Origin of the sequence: Kaistia sp. 32K, assembly GCF_016629525.1 — a bacterium.
GTDB lineage: Bacteria > Pseudomonadota > Alphaproteobacteria > Rhizobiales > Kaistiaceae > Kaistia.
The window spans coordinates 4,377,400-4,396,747 of record NZ_AP024269.1 but is presented as its reverse complement, the minus strand read 5'-3'; the positions used below and the strand labels follow the sequence as shown (position 1 = coordinate 4,396,747).

The 19,348-nt window shown below is 66.7% G+C and carries 19 protein-coding genes; 7 read left to right on the top strand and 12 right to left on the bottom strand.

Annotated features, from left to right (window positions below; translation table 11 throughout):
• Positions 1-37 precede the first annotated feature (37 nt).
• On the bottom strand, positions 38-640 hold the full coding sequence (locus K32_RS20335) for a YigZ family protein (protein ID WP_244669647.1): 603 nt from the start codon (positions 638-640) through the stop codon (positions 38-40).
• Between the two features lie 86 nt (positions 641-726).
• Between K32_RS20335 and K32_RS20330 the strand changes: the two genes are divergently transcribed.
• The 4 genes from K32_RS20330 to K32_RS20315 all read left to right on the top strand — a co-directional run bounded on the left by K32_RS20330 (position 727) and on the right by K32_RS20315 (position 4,040).
• On the top strand, positions 727-1,122 hold the full coding sequence (locus K32_RS20330; protein WP_201401253.1) for a cupin domain-containing protein: 396 nt from the start codon (positions 727-729) through the stop codon (positions 1,120-1,122).
• A gap of 155 nt (positions 1,123-1,277) precedes the next feature.
• Entirely contained in the window at positions 1,278-2,258 is a 981-nt protein-coding gene (locus K32_RS20325) for a sugar phosphate isomerase/epimerase (RefSeq protein WP_201404588.1), read from the top strand.
• Between the two features lie 28 nt (positions 2,259-2,286).
• The gene (locus tag K32_RS20320) at positions 2,287-3,162 is read left to right on the top strand and encodes a MurR/RpiR family transcriptional regulator (RefSeq protein ID WP_201401252.1); all 876 of its coding nucleotides are present in this window, start codon (positions 2,287-2,289) and stop codon (positions 3,160-3,162) included.
• Positions 3,159-4,040: a ribokinase gene (locus K32_RS20315; protein ID WP_201401251.1), complete on the top strand. Its 882-nt coding sequence runs from the start codon at positions 3,159-3,161 to the stop codon at positions 4,038-4,040. Before K32_RS20320 ends, K32_RS20315 begins: the two co-directional genes overlap by 4 nt.
• A gap of 11 nt (positions 4,041-4,051) precedes the next feature.
• On the opposite strand, the gene K32_RS20310 is transcribed toward K32_RS20315, so the two are convergent.
• From K32_RS20310 to K32_RS20275, 8 genes are all read right to left on the bottom strand, one after another.
• Entirely contained in the window at positions 4,052-4,483 is a 432-nt protein-coding gene (locus K32_RS20310) for an RbsD/FucU family protein (RefSeq protein ID WP_201401250.1), read from the bottom strand.
• Between the two features lie 174 nt (positions 4,484-4,657).
• The gene (locus K32_RS20305; RefSeq protein ID WP_201401249.1) at positions 4,658-6,211 is read right to left on the bottom strand and encodes a UxaA family hydrolase; all 1,554 of its coding nucleotides are present in this window, start codon (positions 6,209-6,211) and stop codon (positions 4,658-4,660) included.
• 48 nt (positions 6,212-6,259) lie between these two features.
• On the bottom strand, positions 6,260-7,108 hold the full coding sequence (locus K32_RS20300; protein WP_201401248.1) for a sugar phosphate isomerase/epimerase: 849 nt from the start codon (positions 7,106-7,108) through the stop codon (positions 6,260-6,262).
• Between the two features lie 166 nt (positions 7,109-7,274).
• Positions 7,275-8,285, bottom strand: coding sequence for a sugar ABC transporter substrate-binding protein (locus tag K32_RS20295; protein ID WP_201401247.1), 1,011 nt, complete (start codon positions 8,283-8,285; stop codon positions 7,275-7,277).
• A 44-nt stretch (positions 8,286-8,329) separates the two neighbouring features.
• Positions 8,330-9,301 (bottom strand): ABC transporter permease, encoded by a 972-nt coding sequence (locus tag K32_RS20290; RefSeq protein ID WP_201401246.1) that lies wholly within the window; start codon positions 9,299-9,301, stop codon positions 8,330-8,332.
• Positions 9,301-10,821, bottom strand: a complete 1,521-nt coding sequence (locus K32_RS20285) for a sugar ABC transporter ATP-binding protein (protein WP_201401245.1) — start codon at positions 10,819-10,821, stop codon at positions 9,301-9,303. The genes K32_RS20290 and K32_RS20285 overlap by 1 nt, the downstream gene beginning before the upstream one ends.
• A 6-nt stretch (positions 10,822-10,827) precedes the next feature.
• On the bottom strand, positions 10,828-11,970 hold the full coding sequence (locus K32_RS20280) for a Gfo/Idh/MocA family protein (protein WP_201401244.1): 1,143 nt from the start codon (positions 11,968-11,970) through the stop codon (positions 10,828-10,830).
• A 22-nt stretch (positions 11,971-11,992) separates the two neighbouring features.
• Positions 11,993-13,045 carry a TIM barrel protein gene (locus K32_RS20275; RefSeq protein WP_201401243.1) on the bottom strand — a complete coding sequence of 351 codons (1,053 nt, stop codon included), beginning with the start codon at positions 13,043-13,045 and terminating at the stop codon, positions 11,993-11,995.
• A gap of 523 nt (positions 13,046-13,568) precedes the next feature.
• Between K32_RS20275 and K32_RS20270 the strand changes: the two genes are divergently transcribed.
• On the top strand, positions 13,569-14,255 hold the full coding sequence (locus K32_RS20270; protein ID WP_201404587.1) for a GntR family transcriptional regulator: 687 nt from the start codon (positions 13,569-13,571) through the stop codon (positions 14,253-14,255).
• A gap of 18 nt (positions 14,256-14,273) precedes the next feature.
• On the opposite strand, the gene K32_RS20265 is transcribed toward K32_RS20270, so the two are convergent.
• From K32_RS20265 to K32_RS20255, 3 genes are all read right to left on the bottom strand, one after another.
• The gene (locus K32_RS20265) at positions 14,274-14,921 is read right to left on the bottom strand and encodes a DUF502 domain-containing protein (RefSeq protein ID WP_201401242.1); all 648 of its coding nucleotides are present in this window, start codon (positions 14,919-14,921) and stop codon (positions 14,274-14,276) included.
• Positions 14,922-15,059: 138 nt separating this feature from the next.
• Entirely contained in the window at positions 15,060-15,989 is a 930-nt protein-coding gene (locus K32_RS20260) for a DUF2950 domain-containing protein (RefSeq protein ID WP_244669645.1), read from the bottom strand.
• An 11-nt stretch (positions 15,990-16,000) separates the two neighbouring features.
• Positions 16,001-17,464, bottom strand: coding sequence for a DUF3300 domain-containing protein (locus tag K32_RS20255; protein WP_201401241.1), 1,464 nt, complete (start codon positions 17,462-17,464; stop codon positions 16,001-16,003).
• Between the two features lie 316 nt (positions 17,465-17,780).
• On the opposite strand from K32_RS20255, the gene K32_RS20250 reads away from it, so the two are divergent.
• Both K32_RS20250 and K32_RS20245 read left to right on the top strand, forming a co-directional pair.
• Entirely contained in the window at positions 17,781-18,608 is an 828-nt protein-coding gene (locus tag K32_RS20250; protein WP_244669643.1) for a MipA/OmpV family protein, read from the top strand.
• A 191-nt stretch (positions 18,609-18,799) separates the two neighbouring features.
• Entirely contained in the window at positions 18,800-19,222 is a 423-nt protein-coding gene (locus K32_RS20245; RefSeq protein WP_201401240.1) for a VOC family protein, read from the top strand.
• Positions 19,223-19,348: the final 126 nt, after the last annotated feature.

Genomic DNA, 19,348 nt, shown 5'->3' with positions numbered 1-19,348 from the left:
GGATGTTTCACGTGAGTCCGTGTCGCCGAAACATGTCTCAATCCGCTCCCGAGACGATGGCGCGGCCGCTGGTCAGATCGGCGATCATCTGCCGGATATCCTCCGCCTCGGCCTCGTGGATCGCCGCGACGATCTCGCCGCCCGTCTCCGTATAGGCCTGGCGCAGCACCTCAGCCGAGGGAAGCGCCGACAGGCGTGCCTGGATCAGAGCGAGGTCGCTGAACAGGCAGGTGATCGTGACTTCGCGCGTCGCCACCAGCGGCCGTTTCTCCGCGGCGCGCAGGCAGGCGGCCGCGGTGCCGCCATAGGCGCGGATCAGGCCGCCGCTACCGAGCAGGATGCCGCCGAACCAGCGCGTCACCACGACGGCGACGCCGTCGAGCGACTGGCCGTCGATCGCCTGCAGGATAGGCTTGCCAGCAGTGCTGCTTGGCTCGCCGTCATCGCTGAAGCGGTAGTGCTGACCCGCCCGCCAGGCCCAGCAATTGTGGTTCGCCGCCGGATCGGAATGGGCGGCGATGAATTCCTTCGCCGCCGCTTCGCCGGATATCGGGCCGGCGATCGCGATGAAGCGGCTCTTCTTGATTTCCTGCCGGAAGGTCTCGGTTTTCCCGAGCGTGAACCTCTCGCTCGCCGTCACGCGCGCTCCACCCCTCGAATCCGCCTGTGGCGGTTGCCATCCGCTATCATAGACTGCGGGAAGCATCCGATAGGGAAACGGTCATCATGCAGATCACAAGAAATGGCGCCCATCCGTCCGGGAACGGGCCGGCGGACTGGTTTACCGGTCGCGTCCGCATCGATCCGCTGTTCGCCGCCAACGAGGCGCGGCGGGCGGCGGCCGCCAGCGTGACGTTCGAGCCCGGCGCGCGCACGGCCTGGCACACGCATCCGCTCGGACAGACGCTGATCGTCACCGCCGGGCTCGGTCGCGCTCAGCGCGAGGGCGGCCCGATCGAGGAACTCCGCCCCGGCGACGTCGTCTGGTTCGGGCCGGGCGAGAAGCACTGGCACGGCGCGTCGCCGGAGACCGCCATGACGCACATCGCCATCCACGAGCATCTCGACGGCAAGGTCGTCGACTGGATGGAGCCGGTCTCGGACGAGGATTATCAGGGCTGAGGCCCGCTCTGCCGAATGGCACTGGCCGGTGACAGGCGCAACGCAGGCGGCGCTGCGTCCGTCCGCATTGCCGGAATCATCGATAACTTTACAGCTTTCAATAATTGTGTGAAGTTTGGCGAGATCCGGCAAACAGGGGCTCTCCCGTGACCAGCTTGCGCTTCGCTACACGCCTGAACTCCTTCGCGTCTCGCGCCGAGGCGGAGTGGCCGGAATTGAAGGGGAAGCCGAGCGCGCTGCAGATGGCGGCGCGGGCCGCCAAGGTGGATGGTCTGACGGATCTCGACCTGAACTATCCCGACCATGTCGACGATAATCCCCGCGAACTGGCGAAGAAGCTTGGCGATCTGGGCTTGGCGATCAACGGCTTCGCCATGCGCTACTACACCAATCCCGCTTTCAAGCTCGGCGCCTTCACCCATCCGGATCTTGGAGTGCGGCGCGAGGCGATCGATCTGACCAAGCGGGGCATCGATGCCGCCCGCGAGGCCGGAGCCGATCTTATGACGATCTGGCTCGGCCAGGACGGCTTCGACTACGCATTTCAGGCCGACTATGATCGGCTGTGGCAACACGAGATAGATGGAATTCGTGAAGTATGCGCGCATGATCCCGATTGCCGGATCAGCATCGAATACAAGCCGAACGAGCCGCGCTCCTACAGCCTGATGCCGGATTGCGCGACGACGCTGCTGGCGATCCGCGAGGTCGGCGCGCCCAATCTCGGCGTCACGCTGGATTTCGCCCACGTGCTCTATGCGGACGAGCAGCCGGCCTTCGCCGCGGCGATGATCGCGCGGCACAGCCGGCTGCTCGGCGTGCACCTGAATGACGGCTATGCGAAACGCGACGACGGGTTGATGGTCGGCGCCGTCCATTCGGTCCAGACCATCGAACTGCTGCGCCAGATCCGGCGCGACGGCTATGACGGCGCGATCTATTTCGACACCTTCCCCGACATGACCGGCCTCGACCCGGTGCGGGAATGCGAGGTCAATATCCGCACGGTCCGGCGCATGCTGCGGGTGGTGGAGCGCCTCGAGCGGGACAATCGTCTCACCGATGCGATCGACCGGCAGGACGCGGTGACCTCGCAGGCGATCCTGCAGGAAGCCATGCTGGCGCCCGAAGCGTGACCCGCGCCGCGCCAATGGGGGAAGGCCGATGAACCCCGACGATCTCAAGCCCGACGCGGTCGGCCCGCATATCCGGATGATGATGCCGTTCTTGACCTCGCGCGAGGCGCATGTCGTCGAGACGGTCTTCGCCATGGGCGACTTCGGAGCCGAGACGGCGCTGAAGCAGGTCGCCCTGGCCGCCGGTGTTTCCGAAGCCATGGTGGTCAAGATCACCAAGAAGCTTGGCTTTGAGGGCTATCGGAGTTTTCGCGCCGCGCTCGCGCAATATAACCGCCTGCCGGCGGCTGCCCTGCACCAGGAGCTGTCGCCGGACGATACATCCCGCGAGATCGTCCAGAAGGTGTTCCGGACGTCGATCCAGGCGCTGGAGCAGACGCTGGCGATCCTCGACATGGACGCCTTCGATCGCGCCGTCGATGCCATTCACGCGGCGCGCCAGCGCGACTTCTATGGCGTCGGCGGATCCGCCCAGATCGCCCGCGACGTCGGCCACAAGTTTCTCCGCATCGGCCTGCGCGCCGGCGTCCAGGACGATGCGCATATGATGCTGATGTCGGCGTCGCTGCTCGGGCCGGGGGACATCGCCATCGGCTTCTCGCATTCCGGAAATACGACGGCGGTGATCGAGGCCATCGGCCTGGCGCGGCGAAACGGCGCCACGACGCTCGCCGTCACCAATTACAATCGCTCGCCGCTCGCCGAGCAGGCGGACATCGTCCTCTGCTCGACCGCGCAGGGTTCGCCGCTGATGGGCGAGAACGCCGCCGCCCGCATCGCTCAGCTGAACATTCTCGACGCGGTGTTCGTCGCCGTCGCCCAGCGCGACCGCCGCGGCGCCGAACAGAACCTCGAAAAGACCATGTCGGCCGTAGCATCAAAGCGGAGAGACAGGACGCCATGACCGCAAGCCCGCCGACCGTCGTCGTCTTCGGCAGCCTCCACTACGACATCATCGTCGACAGTCCGGCGCGGCCGCGAAAGGGCGAGACGATCGCGGGGCGCTCCTGGTATCCGAAATGCGGCGGCAAGGGCGGCAACCAGGCTGTGTCGGCGGCGCGCCACGGCGTTGCCAGCGCCATGATCGGTGCGGTGGCCGAGGATGATTTCGGCCGGACGCTGCTGGCGAACCTCGGCAGCCGTGGCGTGGATTGCCGCTTCGTGCGGACCACCTCGGGCGCCTCGACCGGGATGAGCGTCGCGATCTTCGACAGCGACGGAGACTATGGCGCGGTGATCGTGTCCGGCTCCAACCTGTCGCTGTCCGGGGCCGATGTCGCGAACGCCGGCGAACTCTTTGCGCCCGGCAACGTCCTCGTCCTGCAGAATGAGGTACCGGACGAAGCGAATGTCGCGGCGGCATTGGCGATGAAGGCGGCGGGCGGCCGCGTCATCCTCAACGCAGCGCCGGCCCGCGTCCCCTCGCAAGCCCTGGCGGCGAGCGTCGATATCCTGGTCGTCAATGGCGTCGAGGCGGAGCTCCTGGCCGGCGTTCCCGTCGTCGAGAGCCTCGAAGGAGCCATGGCGGCCGCGCGAATCCTGTCGCGCGACTACCCGATCGCCGTGGTGACCGCCGGCGACAAGGGAGTGGCCTGCGTCACCGGAGCGGGGGACGAGATCGCAATCGAGGCGATCCCGGTGGTGCTGGTCAGCACGCACGGTGCCGGCGACGAATTCATCGGCATGCTGGCCGCCAGCCTCGCCCGGGGCGAGGCCCTCGCCGAGGCTCTGGCGCAGGCCAACCGTGCCGCGGCGGCGCTGGTCAGCGCGCCTGTGTCCTGATCGGACTAGGCTCAACTCGGCGGGACGATGCCCTTCTTCAGGATCAGATTGCCATATTGGCGCGTCTCGCCCGTCTGGATGATGGCGTAGCCGGAATTGGCGCGCTCGTAAAAGGCGAAGCGTTCCAGCGAGTGCACCTTGTGCGAGGGCTCATGGCGCTGCACGATCGCCTCGAACTCGTCGACGATCGGCTCGCGCCGGTCGGGATCGCCCACCACCTGCATCGAGATCGCGGCGACGTCGTCATACTGGTCGAGCGGTAGCAGCGACAGCACGGCCTCCAGCACCTGCGGCGCGGTGGCGGCGTCGATGCGGATCAGGTCCGGGCCGGCGCTAGTGGCCGGATAGTTGGCGTCGACGATGGTGATCTCGTCGCCATGGCCCATGGCGCGCAGCGTCCACAACAGGTCTGGGCTGAGGATGGGCGAAAGTCCCTTCAGCATGTCTCACTCTCCTTGGATGAATTTTGTTCGCGAAGGCTGGCCGTCGTCGGAAGCCCGGTCCGTCCCAGACGATGCGGCGCTGGAACGGACCGGGCCCCTTGGCCCCCCCGGGGGTTCTGGTTTTCGGGCGACGCGGCTAGCCGTTCGCGCACCGAAAACGTGGGTCGGCAAAGGCTAGAACGTCGCGCCGATCTGCCAGGGCACGAATTCGTTGTCGCCATAGCCGAGCAGCTCGGACTTGCTCTTCTTGCCGGAGGCGACCGCGAGGATCTCGTCGAAGATCTCCTGCCCCTTGGCCTCGAGCGACTTGCCGTCGAGCACGTCGCCGCCATTGATGTCCATGTCGTCGATCATCTTGGCGTAGATCTCGGAATTGGTGGCGATCTTGATCGACGGGGTCGGCTTGCAGCCATAGGCGGAGCCGCGCCCGGTGGTGAAGCAGAGGATGTTGGCGCCGCCCGCCACCTGTCCGGTCGCCGAGACCGGGTCGTAGCCGGGCGTGTCCATGAACACGAAGCCCTTCTCGGTCACCGGCTCGGCATAGCCATAAACGGCGGTGAGCGGTGACATGCCGCCCTTGGCGGCGGCGCCGAGCGACTTCTCCAGGATGGTCGTCAACCCGCCCTGCTTGTTGCCGGGAGACGGATTGTTGTTCATCTCCATGAGGTTACGCTCGGCGTAGTCCTCCCACCAATGGATGATGTCGACCAGCTTCTGGCCGACCTCGCGCGAGACGGCGCGGCGGGTGAGCAGGTGCTCGGCGCCGTAGATCTCGGGCGTCTCGGAAAGAATGGCGGTGCCGCCATTGCGCACCAGGATATCGGCGGCGACGCCGAGCGCCGGGTTGGCGGTGATGCCGGAATAGCCGTCGGAGCCGCCGCACTGCAGGGCGAGCATCAGCTCGCTCGCCGGCACGGTTTCGCGCTTCACGCTGTTCACGATCGGCAGCATCGCCTTGACCGCCTCGACGCCGGCGTCGACCGTCTTCCGCGTGCCGCCGACCTCCTGGATCGTCATGGTGCGGAAGGTCTCGCTCTCCTCGATCTTGTAGGCGTCCTTGAAGCGGGGGATCTGGAAGCCCTCGCAGCCGAGGCCGACCATGACGACGCCACCCATGTTCGGGTTGGTCGCATAGCCCCAGGTCGTGCGCTTCAGCGTGTCAAAGATGACGCCGCGATAATCGATGACACAGCCATTCGCCTGCTTCAGCGCGACGATGCCGTCGATGTTCGGATAGTCGTTCAGGATGCCGGAGCGCTCGATCTCGGTGGCGATGAAGCCGGCGACCGTCGTGGAGCAGTTCACCGAGGTGAGGATGCCGACATAGTTGCGCGTTCCGACCTTGCCATTGGCGCGCCGGAAGCCCTGGAACGTCGCCTGGAATTCGGGCGACACATATTGCGTCGGCACCACGCCCTCGCCGAAGGCGTAGTCGCGCTCGAAGGCGCCATGCGCTTCGCCGATGCCGCAATTGTGCTCATGCACCCAGTCGCCGACGGCGATGTCGTTCTTGGCGAAGCCGATGATCTGGCCGAACTTCAGGATCGGCTCGCCGGCCGCGATCGGGCGAATGGCGAATTTGTGCCCGCGCGGCACGCGGCGGATGATCTCGGCGCCTTGCGCCGTCATCGCGCCGACGTCGAGATTGCCGAGCGCGACGGCGATGTTGTCCTGGCCGTTCAGGAGAAGGGTCCGCGACTGGACGGGGAGGGGGGCGGCCTCGTTCATGGGAAATCCTTGTTCGCGGCCGAACCGCCGGCCGCCTTGTCTGCAAATTCAGGCCGAATGCCAGCCGTCGTGGATGAGCTTGAATCCGTCGCCATAGACCTCGGTGGTCGACGGGAAGAAGTCGCGCCAGACGCGCGTCGCTGCGGCGAGAAGCGGCAACGAGCGGCCGAACGCCTCGATGGTGATCCAGCCGTCATAGTCGACCGCCTTCAGCGCCTTGAAGGTGCTGTCGAAGTCGATGTGCCCCTTGCCGGGCGTGCCGCGATCGTTCTCCGAGACATGCACATGCGCGAGGTGCGGCGCGATCGCCGCGACGGCGGCGAGCGGATCCTTCTCCTCGATATTGGCGTGGAAGGTGTCGTACATGCCGGCGACGTTCGGATGGTCGACCTCGGCCAGGTAGCCCGCAAGGTCCTGCATCGTGTTGACGAAATAGCACTCGAAGCGGTTGATCGCCTCCAGCACTAGGGTGATGCCACGGTCGCGCGCCATGTCGCCGGCGTCGCGGTGGAAAGCGATGCCGCGCTCCCGCTCCGCCGCCGTCGGCGCGTCGCCGGAAAAGTGGCCGAGCGTCGAGTGCAGGGGCCCGCCGACGATCTTGGCGCCGAGCGCCGCCGAGCAATCGAGGATCCAGGCGAGATGGCGGCGCGCGCCTTCCTGCTGCGAGGGTTCCGCGCCGATCGGGTTCATCTCGGTGCCGGGGAACAGCGCGATCACGGTGCGATCGAGGCCGAGCCGGTCCAGTTCGCGGCCGAGCTCCGCGTAATGCTCGGGCGTGCCCTCGAAGATCGGGATCTCGACGCCGTCATAGCCGCAGCGTTTAAGGTCCTCGAGGATCGGCCAGTGCCGGCGTTCGACATGGGCCGTCCAGAGCAGGAGATTGAAGCCGATCTTCATTGCGGTCGTCTTTTCCAGAGCGTTTTCGAGCGAAGTCGACACCGGTTCGCGTGAAGAAAACGCGACCCGATATGGAGCCGTCGCGGGCAAGCCGTGCGGGCCGGGCACGAGGCCCGGCACCGCTGGAACAGGCCGGCGAACCGCAGGGGTCCGCCGGCCCGGCGCATCAGTTTGCCGGCGGCACCGGCGGGGCCGCACCCTGCGGCAGCGGCTCTTCCAGCCACTTGGCGACCATCTCGGGCTGGGCATCCCACGGAATAGCGTCGCCGAGATTGTCCTTGGTGATCAGCTGGGTCGGCGCGTAGTAGAACTGGCCGGGCTTGACCGATCCGTCGATGACGCCGAGCAGCAGGCGGAGCGCATGGACCGAGGCGATCGACGGCGGGTTGCTGCCGGTCAGGGTCATCTGGCCCTTCTCGATCAGCTCGACGCCATAGGGCGCGCCGTTGTTGCCGCCGATCAGGATTTCGCCGGACTTGCCGGCCCGATCGATGGCGATGGCGACGCCGACGGCCATGTCGTCATTGGCGGCGTAGATCGCCTTGACGTTCGGATGGGCCGTCAGGATCTGCGAGGCGGCGTCCATGGCCTTCTGGCGATCCCAGTCAGCTGCCAGGTCCGCCACGGAGACGGCCTTGGAGCCGGACTTCACCATGCCGTTCTTGAACGACTGGGCGAAGGCTTCCGCGTCGCCGCGGCCGAGCTTGCCGGTGATCGTGGCGTATTCGCCTTCCGGCAGCAGCTTGCCGATCGCTTCGCCCACGGGCTGGCCGAAATTGAAGAGGTCGATCTGCATGATGCCGGCCGAATCCGCCAGGATCGACTCGTCATAGCCGTACTGGAAGAAGATCGGTACGCCGGCCTTCTTGGCTTGCGCGATGGCGGCCTTTTCCGACGACAGCGACACGGCGTAGATCAGGATGCCGTCGACGCCCTTGGTGATCGCGTCCTGGACGTTGGCGAGTTCCTGGGTCGGGTCATTGTTCGCCGAATAGGTGATCAGCTTGACGCCGAGCTTGTCGGCGGCGGCCTGGGCCGCGTTCATGCCGAACTGGTAGTAGGGATCCGGACCGCCGCGCATGAAGGCGATGGTCTTTTCCGCAGCCTGGGACAGGCCGGGGGCCACAAGCGCCGTTCCGAGCGCCAGTAGCGCAAGGGCTCTTCTCGTGATGTTCATTCCTCGTCTCCTCCTTTGACGTAGTCCTTGGAGCGGCGTGTCGGTCAGCTCTTTTTCTGCAGAAGCACGGCCGCCGTTATGATCAATCCCAGCACGGCGCTCTGGAAGTTCGCGCCGACGCCGAGAAGGTTCATGCTGTTGCTCACCAGGCCCAGCAGCAGGACGCCGCCGAGGGTTCCGATGACGGATCCGCGCCCGCCGATCAGCGGCGTGCCGCCGATGACGACTGCCGCGATGGCGCGGAGCTCGTAGCCGGTGCCCATGCTGGGCAGGCCCGAGTCGAGGATGCCCGTCAGGATGACGCCAGCGACGCCGACGAACAGGCCGCTCAGGGCATAGAGGGCGATCTTGATGCGCCGGACCGGGATGCCCGAGAGCCGCGCCGCCTCCTCGTTGCCGCCGATGGCGAAGGCATAGCGGCCGAGGGTGGTGAAGCGCAGGATCAGAAACATCGCGAGGATCGAGACGATCATGGCGTAGACCGGCCACGGCACGCCGAGGAAATCGCCGAGGCCGAACACGTTGAACAGCGCGCCTGTGCCGTTGATCGGGCTGCCGCCCGACATCAGGATCGCGACGCCCTGCAGGAACGTCATCGTGCCGAGCGTGATGATGAAGGGCGTGGCTCGATTGGTGGCGACCAGCATGCCGTTGATGGCGCCGACGACCGTGCCGGCCACCACGCCGGCCAGGATGCCGAGCGTCACCGATCCCGTCGACATGATGGTGAGCGCCGTCGCCAGGCCCGCGACCGAGAGCGCCGCGCCGACCGAGAGATCGAGGCCGCCGGCGATCAAGAGGATGGTCTGGCCGGAGGCGACGATGCCCAGCGCCGACACCTGGAACAGGATGTTCATCAGGTTGTTGACGGACAGGAAGCGCGGGTTGCCGATGGCGGTGATCACGACGATCAGCAGGAGCACGATCAGCAGCGTGTAGCGGCCGATGTCGAGCGTCCGGAGACCGCCTGGCTTGCGGCTTGCCGACGCGGCGGCGGTGGCGGCGGGAGAAGACATCAGTTCAGGCTCCGGGTGCTTTGAGTCTGGATGGCCGCGAGCAATTGCTGCGGATCGAGGCCGTCGGGAGACAGCTGCTGTTCGATCCGGCCGCCGCGCAGGACGAGGATCCGATCGGCGAGCGCGATCAGTTCCTCGAGGTCGGTGGAAACGAAAACGACGGTCGCGCCCTTGGCCGCGAGGCTGCGCAGATGGTCATGGATCTGCCGCTGCGATTCGACGTCGACGCCCTGGGTAGGCTCCTCCAGCACGAAGAGCTCGCCATCGGCGAAGATCGCGCGGCCGAGCAGCGCCTTGCGCTGGTTGCCGCCGCTCAGGAACCGCACCTCGCGGCTGGGCGCGCGCGGGTTGAGGTCCAGCCGCTCCGACATCTCCGTCGCGACGCCCGTCTCCTTTGCCAGCTTGAGCCAGCCCAGTTTCGACAGCGATTTGAGCGCGGCGAGCGAGATGTTCTTGGCGATGGAGAGGCTCATCACGAGGCCGCGTCCGCGCATGTCCTCGGGAATGAACAGCACGCCGCGGGCAATTGCCTCGCGGACGGCTCGGGGCGCATAGGGCTGGCCGTTGAGGGTCATGTTGCCCGCGACATGGCGATGGTCGAGCCCGCCGATGACGGCCGCCAGCGCATTGGCGCCGCCGCCGATCAGCCCGGTCAGGCCGATGATCTCGCCCTTGGCGACGGTCAGCGACACGTCGTCGAGGCCGCCGTCGCTGGAGACGGCATCGAGCACCAGGAACGGATCCGCCTTCGGCCGCTCGCTCCGGTGCGTCTCGACCGCGTCGAGCGTACGGCCGACGATCATCGAGATCAGGCCGTCCTTGTCGGCGCTCCGGCCCTCGACGACGGCGACCTTGCGGCCGTTCCTCAGAACCGTGATGCGGTCGGAGATCTCCAGCACCTCGTCGAGGTGATGCGACACGTAGACGATGGCCATGCCCTGCTTGGCGAGGTCGCGGATCAGGTTGAACAGGAACTCCGCCTGCGCCTTGTTGAGCGCGGCCGTCGGCTCGTCGAGCAGCAGGACATGCGCCTTCTCGCGCACCGCCTTGGCGATCGCCACCTGCTGGCGGTCGGCGATGTCGAAATCGCCGAGGCGCTTGTCTACGGGCAGGTTGAGGCCGAGCCGGGCGAGCAGCTCCGCCGCCTGCCGCGACATCGCCTTCTCGTCGATGATGCCGAAAGCCTTGCGCGGCTCCGCGCCGAGAAAAATGTTCGCCGCGACCGTCAGGTCGAGATGCAACTCGGGATTCTGGTAGACGATCGCGATGCCGGCGGCGCGCCCTTCGGCCGGGTTGAGCGCGGTGAAGGCCTTGCCGCCGACGATGATCTGGCCGCTGTCGGGCGGCTGGGCGCCCGACAGGATCTTCATGAAGGTGGACTTGCCGGCGCCGTTCTTGCCGACCAGCCCGTGCACCTCGCCGCGCGCGACCTCGAAGTCGATATCATCCAGCGCCCGCTGACCGAGAAAGCTCTTGGTCACGGACTGCACCTGGATGGCGAGGGGTGTTGCGGAGTTCATCGCCGCTCAGCCCTTGACCGTTTCCCAGCGGCCGGATTTGGCCGAGGCCAGCACCGCGTCGGTGACGTAGTCAGTCCGGAGCGCATCGCGGAAGGTCGGCGCGGCCGGCTTGTCCGAAGCGAGGCCGGACAGGAAATCGGCGGCCTGATGGATGAAGGAATGCTCGTAGCCGATCTGCAGCCCCGGCACCCACCAATGGCTCATATAGGGGTGGTCGCCATCGGTGATGTGGATCGTGCGCCAGCCGCGCAGATGGCCGTCGTCGCCATGGTCGAAGAACTGCAGCCGGTGCAGATCGTGCAGGTCCCAGGCAATCGAACCCTTCTCGCCGTTGATCTCCAGCGTGTAGAGCGCCTTGTGGCCACGGGCGTAGCGGGTCGCCTCGAAGGTTGCGAGTGAGCCGTTGCCGAAGCGGGCGAGGAAGGCGCTGGCGTCGTCGATCTTGACCTCTTCGACCTTGCCGCTGACGGCATGCGAGCGCTGCTTGACGAAGGTCTCGGTCGCCGCCGTCACGCTGTCGATGCCGCCGTTCAGCCAGAGCGCGGTGTCGATGCAGTGGGCGAGCAGGTCGCCGGTGACGCCGCTGCCGGCGACGCTGGCGTCAAGACGCCAAGTGCCCATGCCGCCCTGCGGCACGTCGGCCGAGATCGTCCAGTCCTGCAGGAATTTGGCGCGATAATGGAAGATGCGGCCGAGCCGGCCCTCGTCGATCATCTGCTTGGCGAGCGTCACCGCCGGCACGCGGCGATAATTGTACCAGACCATGTTGGCGACGCCGGCCGCCTCGACGGCGGCGACCATCTTCTCGGCCTCGGCGGCGTTGCGGCCGAGCGGCTTCTCGCACATCACCATCTTGCCGGCCTCTGCCGCCGCGATGGCGATCTCGGCATGGGTGTCGTTCGGGCTGGCAATATCGATCAGGTCGATATCTTTCCGCTCGATCAGCTTGCGCCAGTCGCTCTCGGAGCTCTCATAGCCCCAGTTCTGGGCGAAATCGGCGGCGCCCTTGGCGTTGCGCGTCGCGATTGCCTTCAGGACGGGCTCGTAGTCGTTCTTGAAGAACTGGCCGACCTGACGGAAGGCGTTGGAATGGGTGCGGCCCATGAAGCCGGCGCCGACCAGGCCGATATTGAGTTTTTTCTTGGTCATTTTCGAAGGATCCCCGGAACCGTTATTCGCGCCAGCCATGGGCGTCGCGCACCTTGATCATCGCGCCCAGAACGTCGTTCCAGGTCTGCTGCGCCGTCATCACGGAGTTCGGGAACATGCAGCCGTCCCAGGCGATGTGGCGCATCTTGCGGGTCGGGTTGCCGCTGTCGTCGCGCAGCCAGTAGCCGGCATGCTTGGTGACATCGAGCTTGCCGTTCGGGTCGGTGACCTGGACGTGGCGGCCGGTCTTCTCGTGGTCGCCCGAGCCGAAGACGGTGCCGTCGTTCTGGGCGACGTGGAAATCGTAGGTCCAGGGGCGGAGCGCGTCGGCGACCTTCTTGTAGGCCGCGTCGAGGACGGAGCGGTCCTGCCAGTCATAGCCCTCGGGCAGCAGGCGATCCCTCTCGGCGTTGTAGCCGAGCGTGAACAGCATCGAATGCGCCATGTCGGCCTGGTAGCCGACGATTCCGGGCAGGCCGACCTCTTCGAGCAGGCGGACATTCTCGCGCCAGGACTGCATGCCGCCCCAGCAGATCTCGCCTTCGGCGACGAGGAACTCGCCATGGTCCTGCGCCGCCTTGCCGGCCTCGCGGAACGTCTCGGCGATGATCTTGGTATTGCCGGCCGGGTCCTTGTCCCAGTCGCCGACGCCGGTCGAGGAATCGATGCGGATGCCACCGGTCGGGCGGATGCCGAGCTCGCGCATCTGCTCGCCGATCTGAGCCGCCTTGCGCACCTGCGAGACGAAGCGCTTGCGCTCGTCGGCCGAACCCATGGCCGAGCCGCCGCCGGCGCCCGCCCAGATCGGCGCCACGAAGGAACCGACCTTCAGGCCGTAGCCCGCGATATGGTCGACCATGCGCTTGACTTGGTCGCGGTCACTGTCGATCGAGAGATGCGGATCGGCGAGCCACAGATCGATGCCGTCGAACTTCTGTCCATCGACTTCCGCCTTGGCGGTCAGCTCCAGCAGCGTGTCCAATGGAATGATGGGCTCGCCACCTTCCCCGCCCTTGCCGACGACGCCGGGCCATGCCGCGTTGTGCAGCTTTGGAAAGTTGTTCTGATCCGCCACGTGTTCTTCCTCCCTCTCGGGCCCGCCGGCTCCTGGCAACGGGTCCCTCCTGCATGCCGGCGCGGCGACGCGTTCTTTTCAGGCGCACGCTCCCGCCGGCAGTCCATGCGGACTCCGTTCCGGTTGTCGCCACGTCGCGAGATCGCCTCCCCAGCGCGCTCCGGCCGCTACCTCGGTTGACCGGAACGCAACGGCACTGTCTGTTATATTAGTGTAACGTGTCAAGTCGGCTTCAACGCCAAGTTGGACGTCAGGCCGGAGATTCTGATTCATGACCGTCACGGTAGGGTTTTCTCACCCATATCCTTGATAAGGATCGGTTTCTTGAGGTACACCTCAGAAATGCGGATGCCATAGGATCCCGGCCTCCGAGAGGGGCCGGCTTGCGGGGATCTGGGATACTATTATAACAGTGACGTAAGGGGCGTGCCGAGCACGGCGCGCCGGGGCGGAGCCGGCCCGCGTCACGGGATGCGGGCGGTTCCCGCGAGAAGGGTGTCAGCGGGTGGCCGAAGCGGCGTTACTGCAGTTGCAACTGGTCAACCTGGATCGCAAGTCGCCTCTGCGCGACCAGATCTACCAGGTCATCCGCACGCTGATCGTCATCGGACAGCTGCGTCCGGGCCAGTCGGTCAACGAGGTCGAGATCGCCGAGCAGCTCGGCGTCTCGCGCACGCCTGTCCGCGAGGCGGTCAAGCGCCTGAGCGACGAGGGCCTGATCAATGTCTATGCGCAGACGGGGACGTTCGTCGCGACGATCTCGCGCGATGCGCTCGAGGAGGCCTATGTGATCCGCAGCGCGCTCGAGGTCGAGAGCGTGCGCCGCGCGGCGTCGAAGATCACCGCGCGCCATATCGAGGCGCTCGAGGACATCATCGGCCAGCACCAGACCGCCATCGGCCGCAAGCGCTACACCGACGCCATCCGTCTCGACGACGATTTTCATCGCTCGATCGCCGAGGTCAACCATTTCTCGATGCTGTGGCGGGCGGTCGATATCTCCAAGGCGCAGATGGATCGCGGGCGGTATCTGGCGCTGCCGCGACCCGGCTCGGGCGCGACGACCATCGCCCAGCACCAGGCGATCCTGACGGCGCTCGCCGCCAAGGACGAGCAGCGGGCGATGGAGGCCATGCGCGAGCATCTCGATACCTCGCTGCGCAACACGCTGAGCCTTTTGGCCGAATCCCTCGAGCCTTCCGAAACCTAGGCGCTGCGGCGTCGGACCCTAGAGCTTCGGTTCGGCCGGGGCGGGGCCGAGGTCGATCCCGCGCAGGGCAGGGGCCGAGCCGACGCCCATGTTCTTCACGATCTGCAGCGCCTGCACCATGGTCAGGTCGAGCGGGCGCACGCATTCGGCCGGCATGTAGAGGATGTTGCCGGACATCGGCGTCGGCGCCTGCGGCAGGAATACTGCCAGCCAGCCCCCTTCGAGCGGTTCGAGCCGGTAGCCGATCTGCCAGCCTTCCTCGACCTTGACCAGCACCGGTGTCATCCCCTCGGAGCCTTCGACATGGGCGAGGCCCTCGGCCATGCTCTTCATCAGCCGATATTGCGGCAGGCCCCCGAATAGCGAGGTTTCCAGCCAATCGCGCAGCTGCCGGCCCGTTCGGGTCCGCGCGAACAGGCCCGCCGCGAGGCAGAAGAGCGCCAGGATCAGGATCGTCAGCAGCGGGATGAGGCCGAAGCCGCGCGGAATGACCGTTTCGGGCACGAGCTTCGATATCGGCTCGGCCAGCTTCTGGCCCAGCGTCATGGCATGGCGAAAGGCGATCGAGAGCAGCGCCACGGGCAGGAGGAACAGCAGGCCGCCGAGCAATGTCGCCTTGAGGAACCCCAGGGGCGATATGTCGATGCGACGTCCAGGCGACTTCATGCGGGTTCCTCGTCGGGCTGCGAGCGCCCGTCCGGTTGCCGGCCGGCCCGCCACTCAGGGGCAAATTTCTCGCTGAATGGCGGCGGGAACGCCCTCGGGGCCGTCGGGCGCCTCGATGGCGCCCGACCGCTGCCGCGTTCACGGCTGGACGGGATCCCAGTCGGGACCGGGATTGAAGCGCCGGACCACCGGCGCGACGGTGTCGGTCGACGGGCCGAGATTGCGCTCGTAGACATTGCCGCGCTGGTCGCAGAGGAAGGTCATGATGCCGGTCTCGCCCCACTTCTCCGGATAGGCGAGGAGCGCGAAGCCGGCGAGCAGGCGGCCGTTGACCAGATAGTCATAGGCGCCGCCCGGCGCGTCGGGGCCCTGGCGGGTCAGGATATGATAACGATAGCCGTGATAGGAGCGCGGCGCCGTCGGGTCGTCGCTGGTGCGGACCGCCGCCGCCACGATCCGGTCGCCGAGCGGGCTGTGGTCGGTCGGCGTCGCCGGTTCCCAATAGAGGCCGTCATGCCGGCCCTCGGTGCTGACGAGCTTGCGGGCGAACTGCTGCACCGGTTCGTCGTCATGCAGCGTCCGGAAATATTCGTTCTGCGCGGCGACATAGTCTTCGCAGGCGCCGATCGCCACGAGCTCGTTCTGGCCGATGGTCAGATCGGTGATCTGCTGCTTGCCGAGCTTGATGTCGAAGGCCCAGCCGGTGCCGCTCGGCCTGAGCGGGATCGGGAACGGCCATTGGTCGGTGCCGTAGACGAGGATCTTCTCGCCGTTCTGGCCGTCGATGACGCTGTTGCCCTTGCTCGCCAGCTCCAGAAAGTCGGCCAGCCGCTCGCTGTCGACGTCCGGATCGCCGGAGGCGATCAGGTCCTTGCCGCCGGGACCGAAGATCTTGTCGAGCGTGCCCTCTTTCGGGGCCTTTGCCGCGTCGACCAGCGCCGTCGATGCGGCTTCCGGCGAGGGGAACACTTCCTGTGCCCCGGCCGGGAGAGCGAAGGAGGCGAGGCTGCTCGCGAGCAGGACGCCGAGCACGGATGCGGTGATCCTGGATGCGGTGATCTTGTGCATGTTTGCTCTCCTCAGCGCCGTCCGCCGCGTCCGCCACCACCACCGCCGCCGCGGTGCATCTGCCGTCCGCCGCCGCCACCGCCGCGTCCCATCTGGGGTCGTCCGCCGCCGCCGTGATACATCTGCTGCGGACGTCCTCCACCCCGGTTCATCTGCGGGGGGCGTCCGCCGGAGGGCCTGGACACCGATTGCCGGCTCTGCGCGCCGCGGTTCGAGACCGCCTTGGATCCCTTGCCGCCCATCTTGGAATTGCTGAAGGCGGTGTCCTTCGCGGGGCGTTTCGCCGCCGCCTTCTTGGCGCCGCCGCCGGGTTTCTGGCCTTTGTTGGCGGTCGCGGGTCGGTTCCCGGCTGTCGGACGATTGCCCGCGTTCGGGCGGTTGCCGGCGTTGGGCCGATCGCCGATCTCCGGCCGGTTGCCCGCATTCGGCCGCTCGACGCCGGGCCGGTTCCCTGCGTTTGGCCGGTTGCCGGCGCCCGGACGGTTGCCGGCGCCCGGTGCGCCGGGCCGGTTGCCGATATTCGGCTTGGTCCCTTGACCCGGACGGTAGCGGTCGCCATCCGGCCGCCACGGCCGCGTGCCGCCGCCGATGTCGATCCGGTCGCCATTGCCGATGTTGATGTCATTGCCGATGTTGATGTTGCCGCCGCCATATCCGGGGTATCCCGGCCAGCGCGGCGGATAGACCCAGCCGCGGCCCCAGTCCCAGACATTGTCGATGGCGATGCCGACGGCGATGCCGGCGCCGAAGCCGATGATGCCGGCCGCGTAGGCGTCGCCGGTGTCGTAATAGACGGTCTGGGGATCATAGGTCGGCACGTAGATCACGCCGGGATCCGCCGGCTCGATGGCGACATAGCTGGTGCCGCCCTGGTCCTGGACCGTGACCTTCTGCTGCTTGTTGGTCTTGAGCGATCCGGCCTTCTGCGCCTCGCGGCGCAGGTCCTGGATCACCGTCGCGACATCGTCCGGCTGGTTGACGAAGGCGTCGCCGAGGTCGGTCGTCATGTCGAGGTCGGCGTTCAGCTTGGCGATGATGTCGGGAAAGCGGACGAGAGCCTTGACCGTCGGATCCCAGTTTTGCGTGTCGGCGCCGGAAAAGTCGCCCTTGGCGACGGCCGACTTGTTCTTGTCGATCCAGCGCGACGCCTGGACGATGTCGACGGGATAGGCGCATGCCGGCAGGAGCTGCGCCAGCAGCGCGTCGGGATAGAGCGCGAAGGGCGCCAGCAGCTTTCTGAGCTCCTCCTGCGTAAAGGCGTCGTCCGTCGCCTGCTGCGCGGTGGAATCGGCCGGCGCGGGCGTGGCCGCTGCCGGCGCGGTCGCGGCGGGCGCCGCGGCGTCCGCCGGCGGCGGCGCCTGCGCGGCGGGCTGCTCCTGCGCCCGGGCGGAAATCATGTTTGTGGCGAGGGAGGTCGCCGCGACGAAGACGAGCCCCATAAATCGAAAGCCGGCGCCTTTTGACGAACCAAGCATTTCTATCCCCTTAGGGTTCAGACGCGAGGGTTGGATCTTAGCCAACGCTACGGCATCTGACAATTTTCTTCGTGATCGATTCGTTTCTTTATTTAACGAATGCTTGGCTGCAGCGCAGCGGTACCTTTTCCGCCCCTTTGGCGCGGCGGAGGGGTGCTTTTCGTCGCCGGCGCGCGGCGCCGGGCTCGGGCGGCGGCCGACGTATTTCGTAACGCAATCTTCAGCAACGGCCGTGATATCTGGTTAACCAAGCGCGCGGGGAGGTTGTTGTCGTCCCGGCTGCGTTGTCGATTGCGCGTTCCGGAGTACCCCTGTCTTGATTCGAAATCTGGCTGCCAGCGCATTGGCTGGCTCCCTCGTCCTGCCCCTCGCTGTCTCTTCCGCGATAGCCGCCGATTCCGCCGCTCCCAAGCGGAACGACGGCGTCGACCTCGTCATCGAGCTCGGTGTCGGCGGCCAGGTGCAGCCGCGCTATCCCGGCGCGCGGGACCTGCTCTTCGCGCCCTATCCGATCGTCTCGATGTCCTATCTGCGCCTGCCCGGCCTGTTTGAGCTCGGCGGCGGACCGAAGACGGCCTTCACCATCGGGCCGTCCTTCCGCGTCATCGGCAAGCGCGATCCGGGCGACGAGCCGGGCCTTGCGGGCACCCGCAAGCTCGATCCGACCTATGAGGCGGGCATCAAGGCCGCCTACGAGTTCAATTTCGATCCCGTCTATGGCGCCGAAGTGATCGGCGAGGTGCGCGGCGCCTTCGGCGAGGCGAGCGGCGTGGTCGGCACCGTCGGCGCCGACGTCATCGCCCGGCCGATCAAGACTCTGGAGCTTCGATTGGGGCCACGCGCCAATCTCGCTTCCAGCGACTACATGGGCACCTATTTCTCGGTGACGCCGGGCGAGAGCGTCGCCAGCGGCGGGCATCTCGACGCCTTTGACGCCGGCGGCGGCCTCTATTCGGTCGGCCTCAAGGCGTCGGCGCGCTACGAGTTCAAGCCGACCTGGTTCCTGAATGCCAATGCCGGCTACGAGCGCTTCGTCGGCGACGCGCGGAATTCGCCGATCGTGGCGACGGCCGGCAACGAGAACCAGTTCACCGTCGGCGTCGGCCTGTCGAAGCAGTTCTCGCTCGACCTGTTCCGCGACTGAGCCCAGTCTGCGGTCTTGAACGGACCGGGGCGCCGCGATAGCCTCGGTCCGTCGAAAAAGGAAAGGCCGGTGCGGTTGGCCCGGTCCCCGGAAACGGGTCCTGTCCGGCGCATGGAACGCGTTTCAGCGCCGAGTCCCAAGACTTTCAACGCTCCGGCACGGTGCCGGGGCGAACGAAAGGGAATGGGAACATGCAACAGCAGCTTTCGGTCATCACGCTCGGCATCGCCGATCTCGGGCGCTCGAAGACGTTCTATCGTGACGGCTTCGGCTGGACGCCGATATTCGAGAACCACGAGATCGTTTTCTACCAGATGAACGGCTTCGTGCTTGGAACCTGGCTTCAGGCGGCAATGGAAGCCGATCTGCAGCGCGACGGGCTGCGCCGGCCGGGCGCCTTCACGCTCGCCCACAACGTTGGGAGCCAGGAGGCTGTCCAGCTGCTGATCGACCGGCTCGCCGCCGCCGGCGGCACGATGCTGCGGGCCGCCGATGCGCCGCCGCATGGCGGCCTCCGCGGCTATGTCGCCGATCCCGATGACCATGTCTGGGAGATTGCCTGGAACCCGGGCTTCGCGATCGACGCGCAGGGCCTCGTTACCTTCGGTCTCTAGGCTTCGACCGCTTGACAGGCGCGGCGCGCGCCTGCTCGGATCGCAATCGGGAGGCGCATGGCGGTGATGAACCGCCGCCATGCCAACCGGCCATATCGGCCGGAACGACAATCGAGGGAGAGAGAC

Coding starts and splice junctions, on each gene's coding strand:
- K32_RS20305 (WP_201401249.1), bottom strand. CDS start 6,211: ATGAACGAGGCCGCCCCCCTCCCCGTCCAGTCGCGGACCCTTCTCCTG.
- K32_RS20330 (WP_201401253.1), top strand. CDS start 727: ATGCAGATCACAAGAAATGGCGCCCATCCGTCCGGGAACGGGCCGGCG.
- K32_RS20285 (WP_201401245.1), bottom strand. CDS start 10,821: ATGAACTCCGCAACACCCCTCGCCATCCAGGTGCAGTCCGTGACCAAG.
- K32_RS20255 (WP_201401241.1), bottom strand. CDS start 17,464: ATGCTTGGTTCGTCAAAAGGCGCCGGCTTTCGATTTATGGGGCTCGTC.
- K32_RS20310 (WP_201401250.1), bottom strand. CDS start 4,483: ATGCTGAAGGGACTTTCGCCCATCCTCAGCCCAGACCTGTTGTGGACG.
- K32_RS20295 (WP_201401247.1), bottom strand. CDS start 8,285: ATGAACATCACGAGAAGAGCCCTTGCGCTACTGGCGCTCGGAACGGCG.
- K32_RS20320 (WP_201401252.1), top strand. CDS start 2,287: ATGAACCCCGACGATCTCAAGCCCGACGCGGTCGGCCCGCATATCCGG.
- K32_RS20260 (WP_244669645.1), bottom strand. CDS start 15,989: ATGCACAAGATCACCGCATCCAGGATCACCGCATCCGTGCTCGGCGTC.
- K32_RS20315 (WP_201401251.1), top strand. CDS start 3,159: ATGACCGCAAGCCCGCCGACCGTCGTCGTCTTCGGCAGCCTCCACTAC.
- K32_RS20265 (WP_201401242.1), bottom strand. CDS start 14,921: ATGAAGTCGCCTGGACGTCGCATCGACATATCGCCCCTGGGGTTCCTC.
- K32_RS20290 (WP_201401246.1), bottom strand. CDS start 9,301: ATGTCTTCTCCCGCCGCCACCGCCGCCGCGTCGGCAAGCCGCAAGCCA.
- K32_RS20300 (WP_201401248.1), bottom strand. CDS start 7,108: ATGAAGATCGGCTTCAATCTCCTGCTCTGGACGGCCCATGTCGAACGC.
- K32_RS20280 (WP_201401244.1), bottom strand. CDS start 11,970: ATGACCAAGAAAAAACTCAATATCGGCCTGGTCGGCGCCGGCTTCATG.
- K32_RS20245 (WP_201401240.1), top strand. CDS start 18,800: ATGCAACAGCAGCTTTCGGTCATCACGCTCGGCATCGCCGATCTCGGG.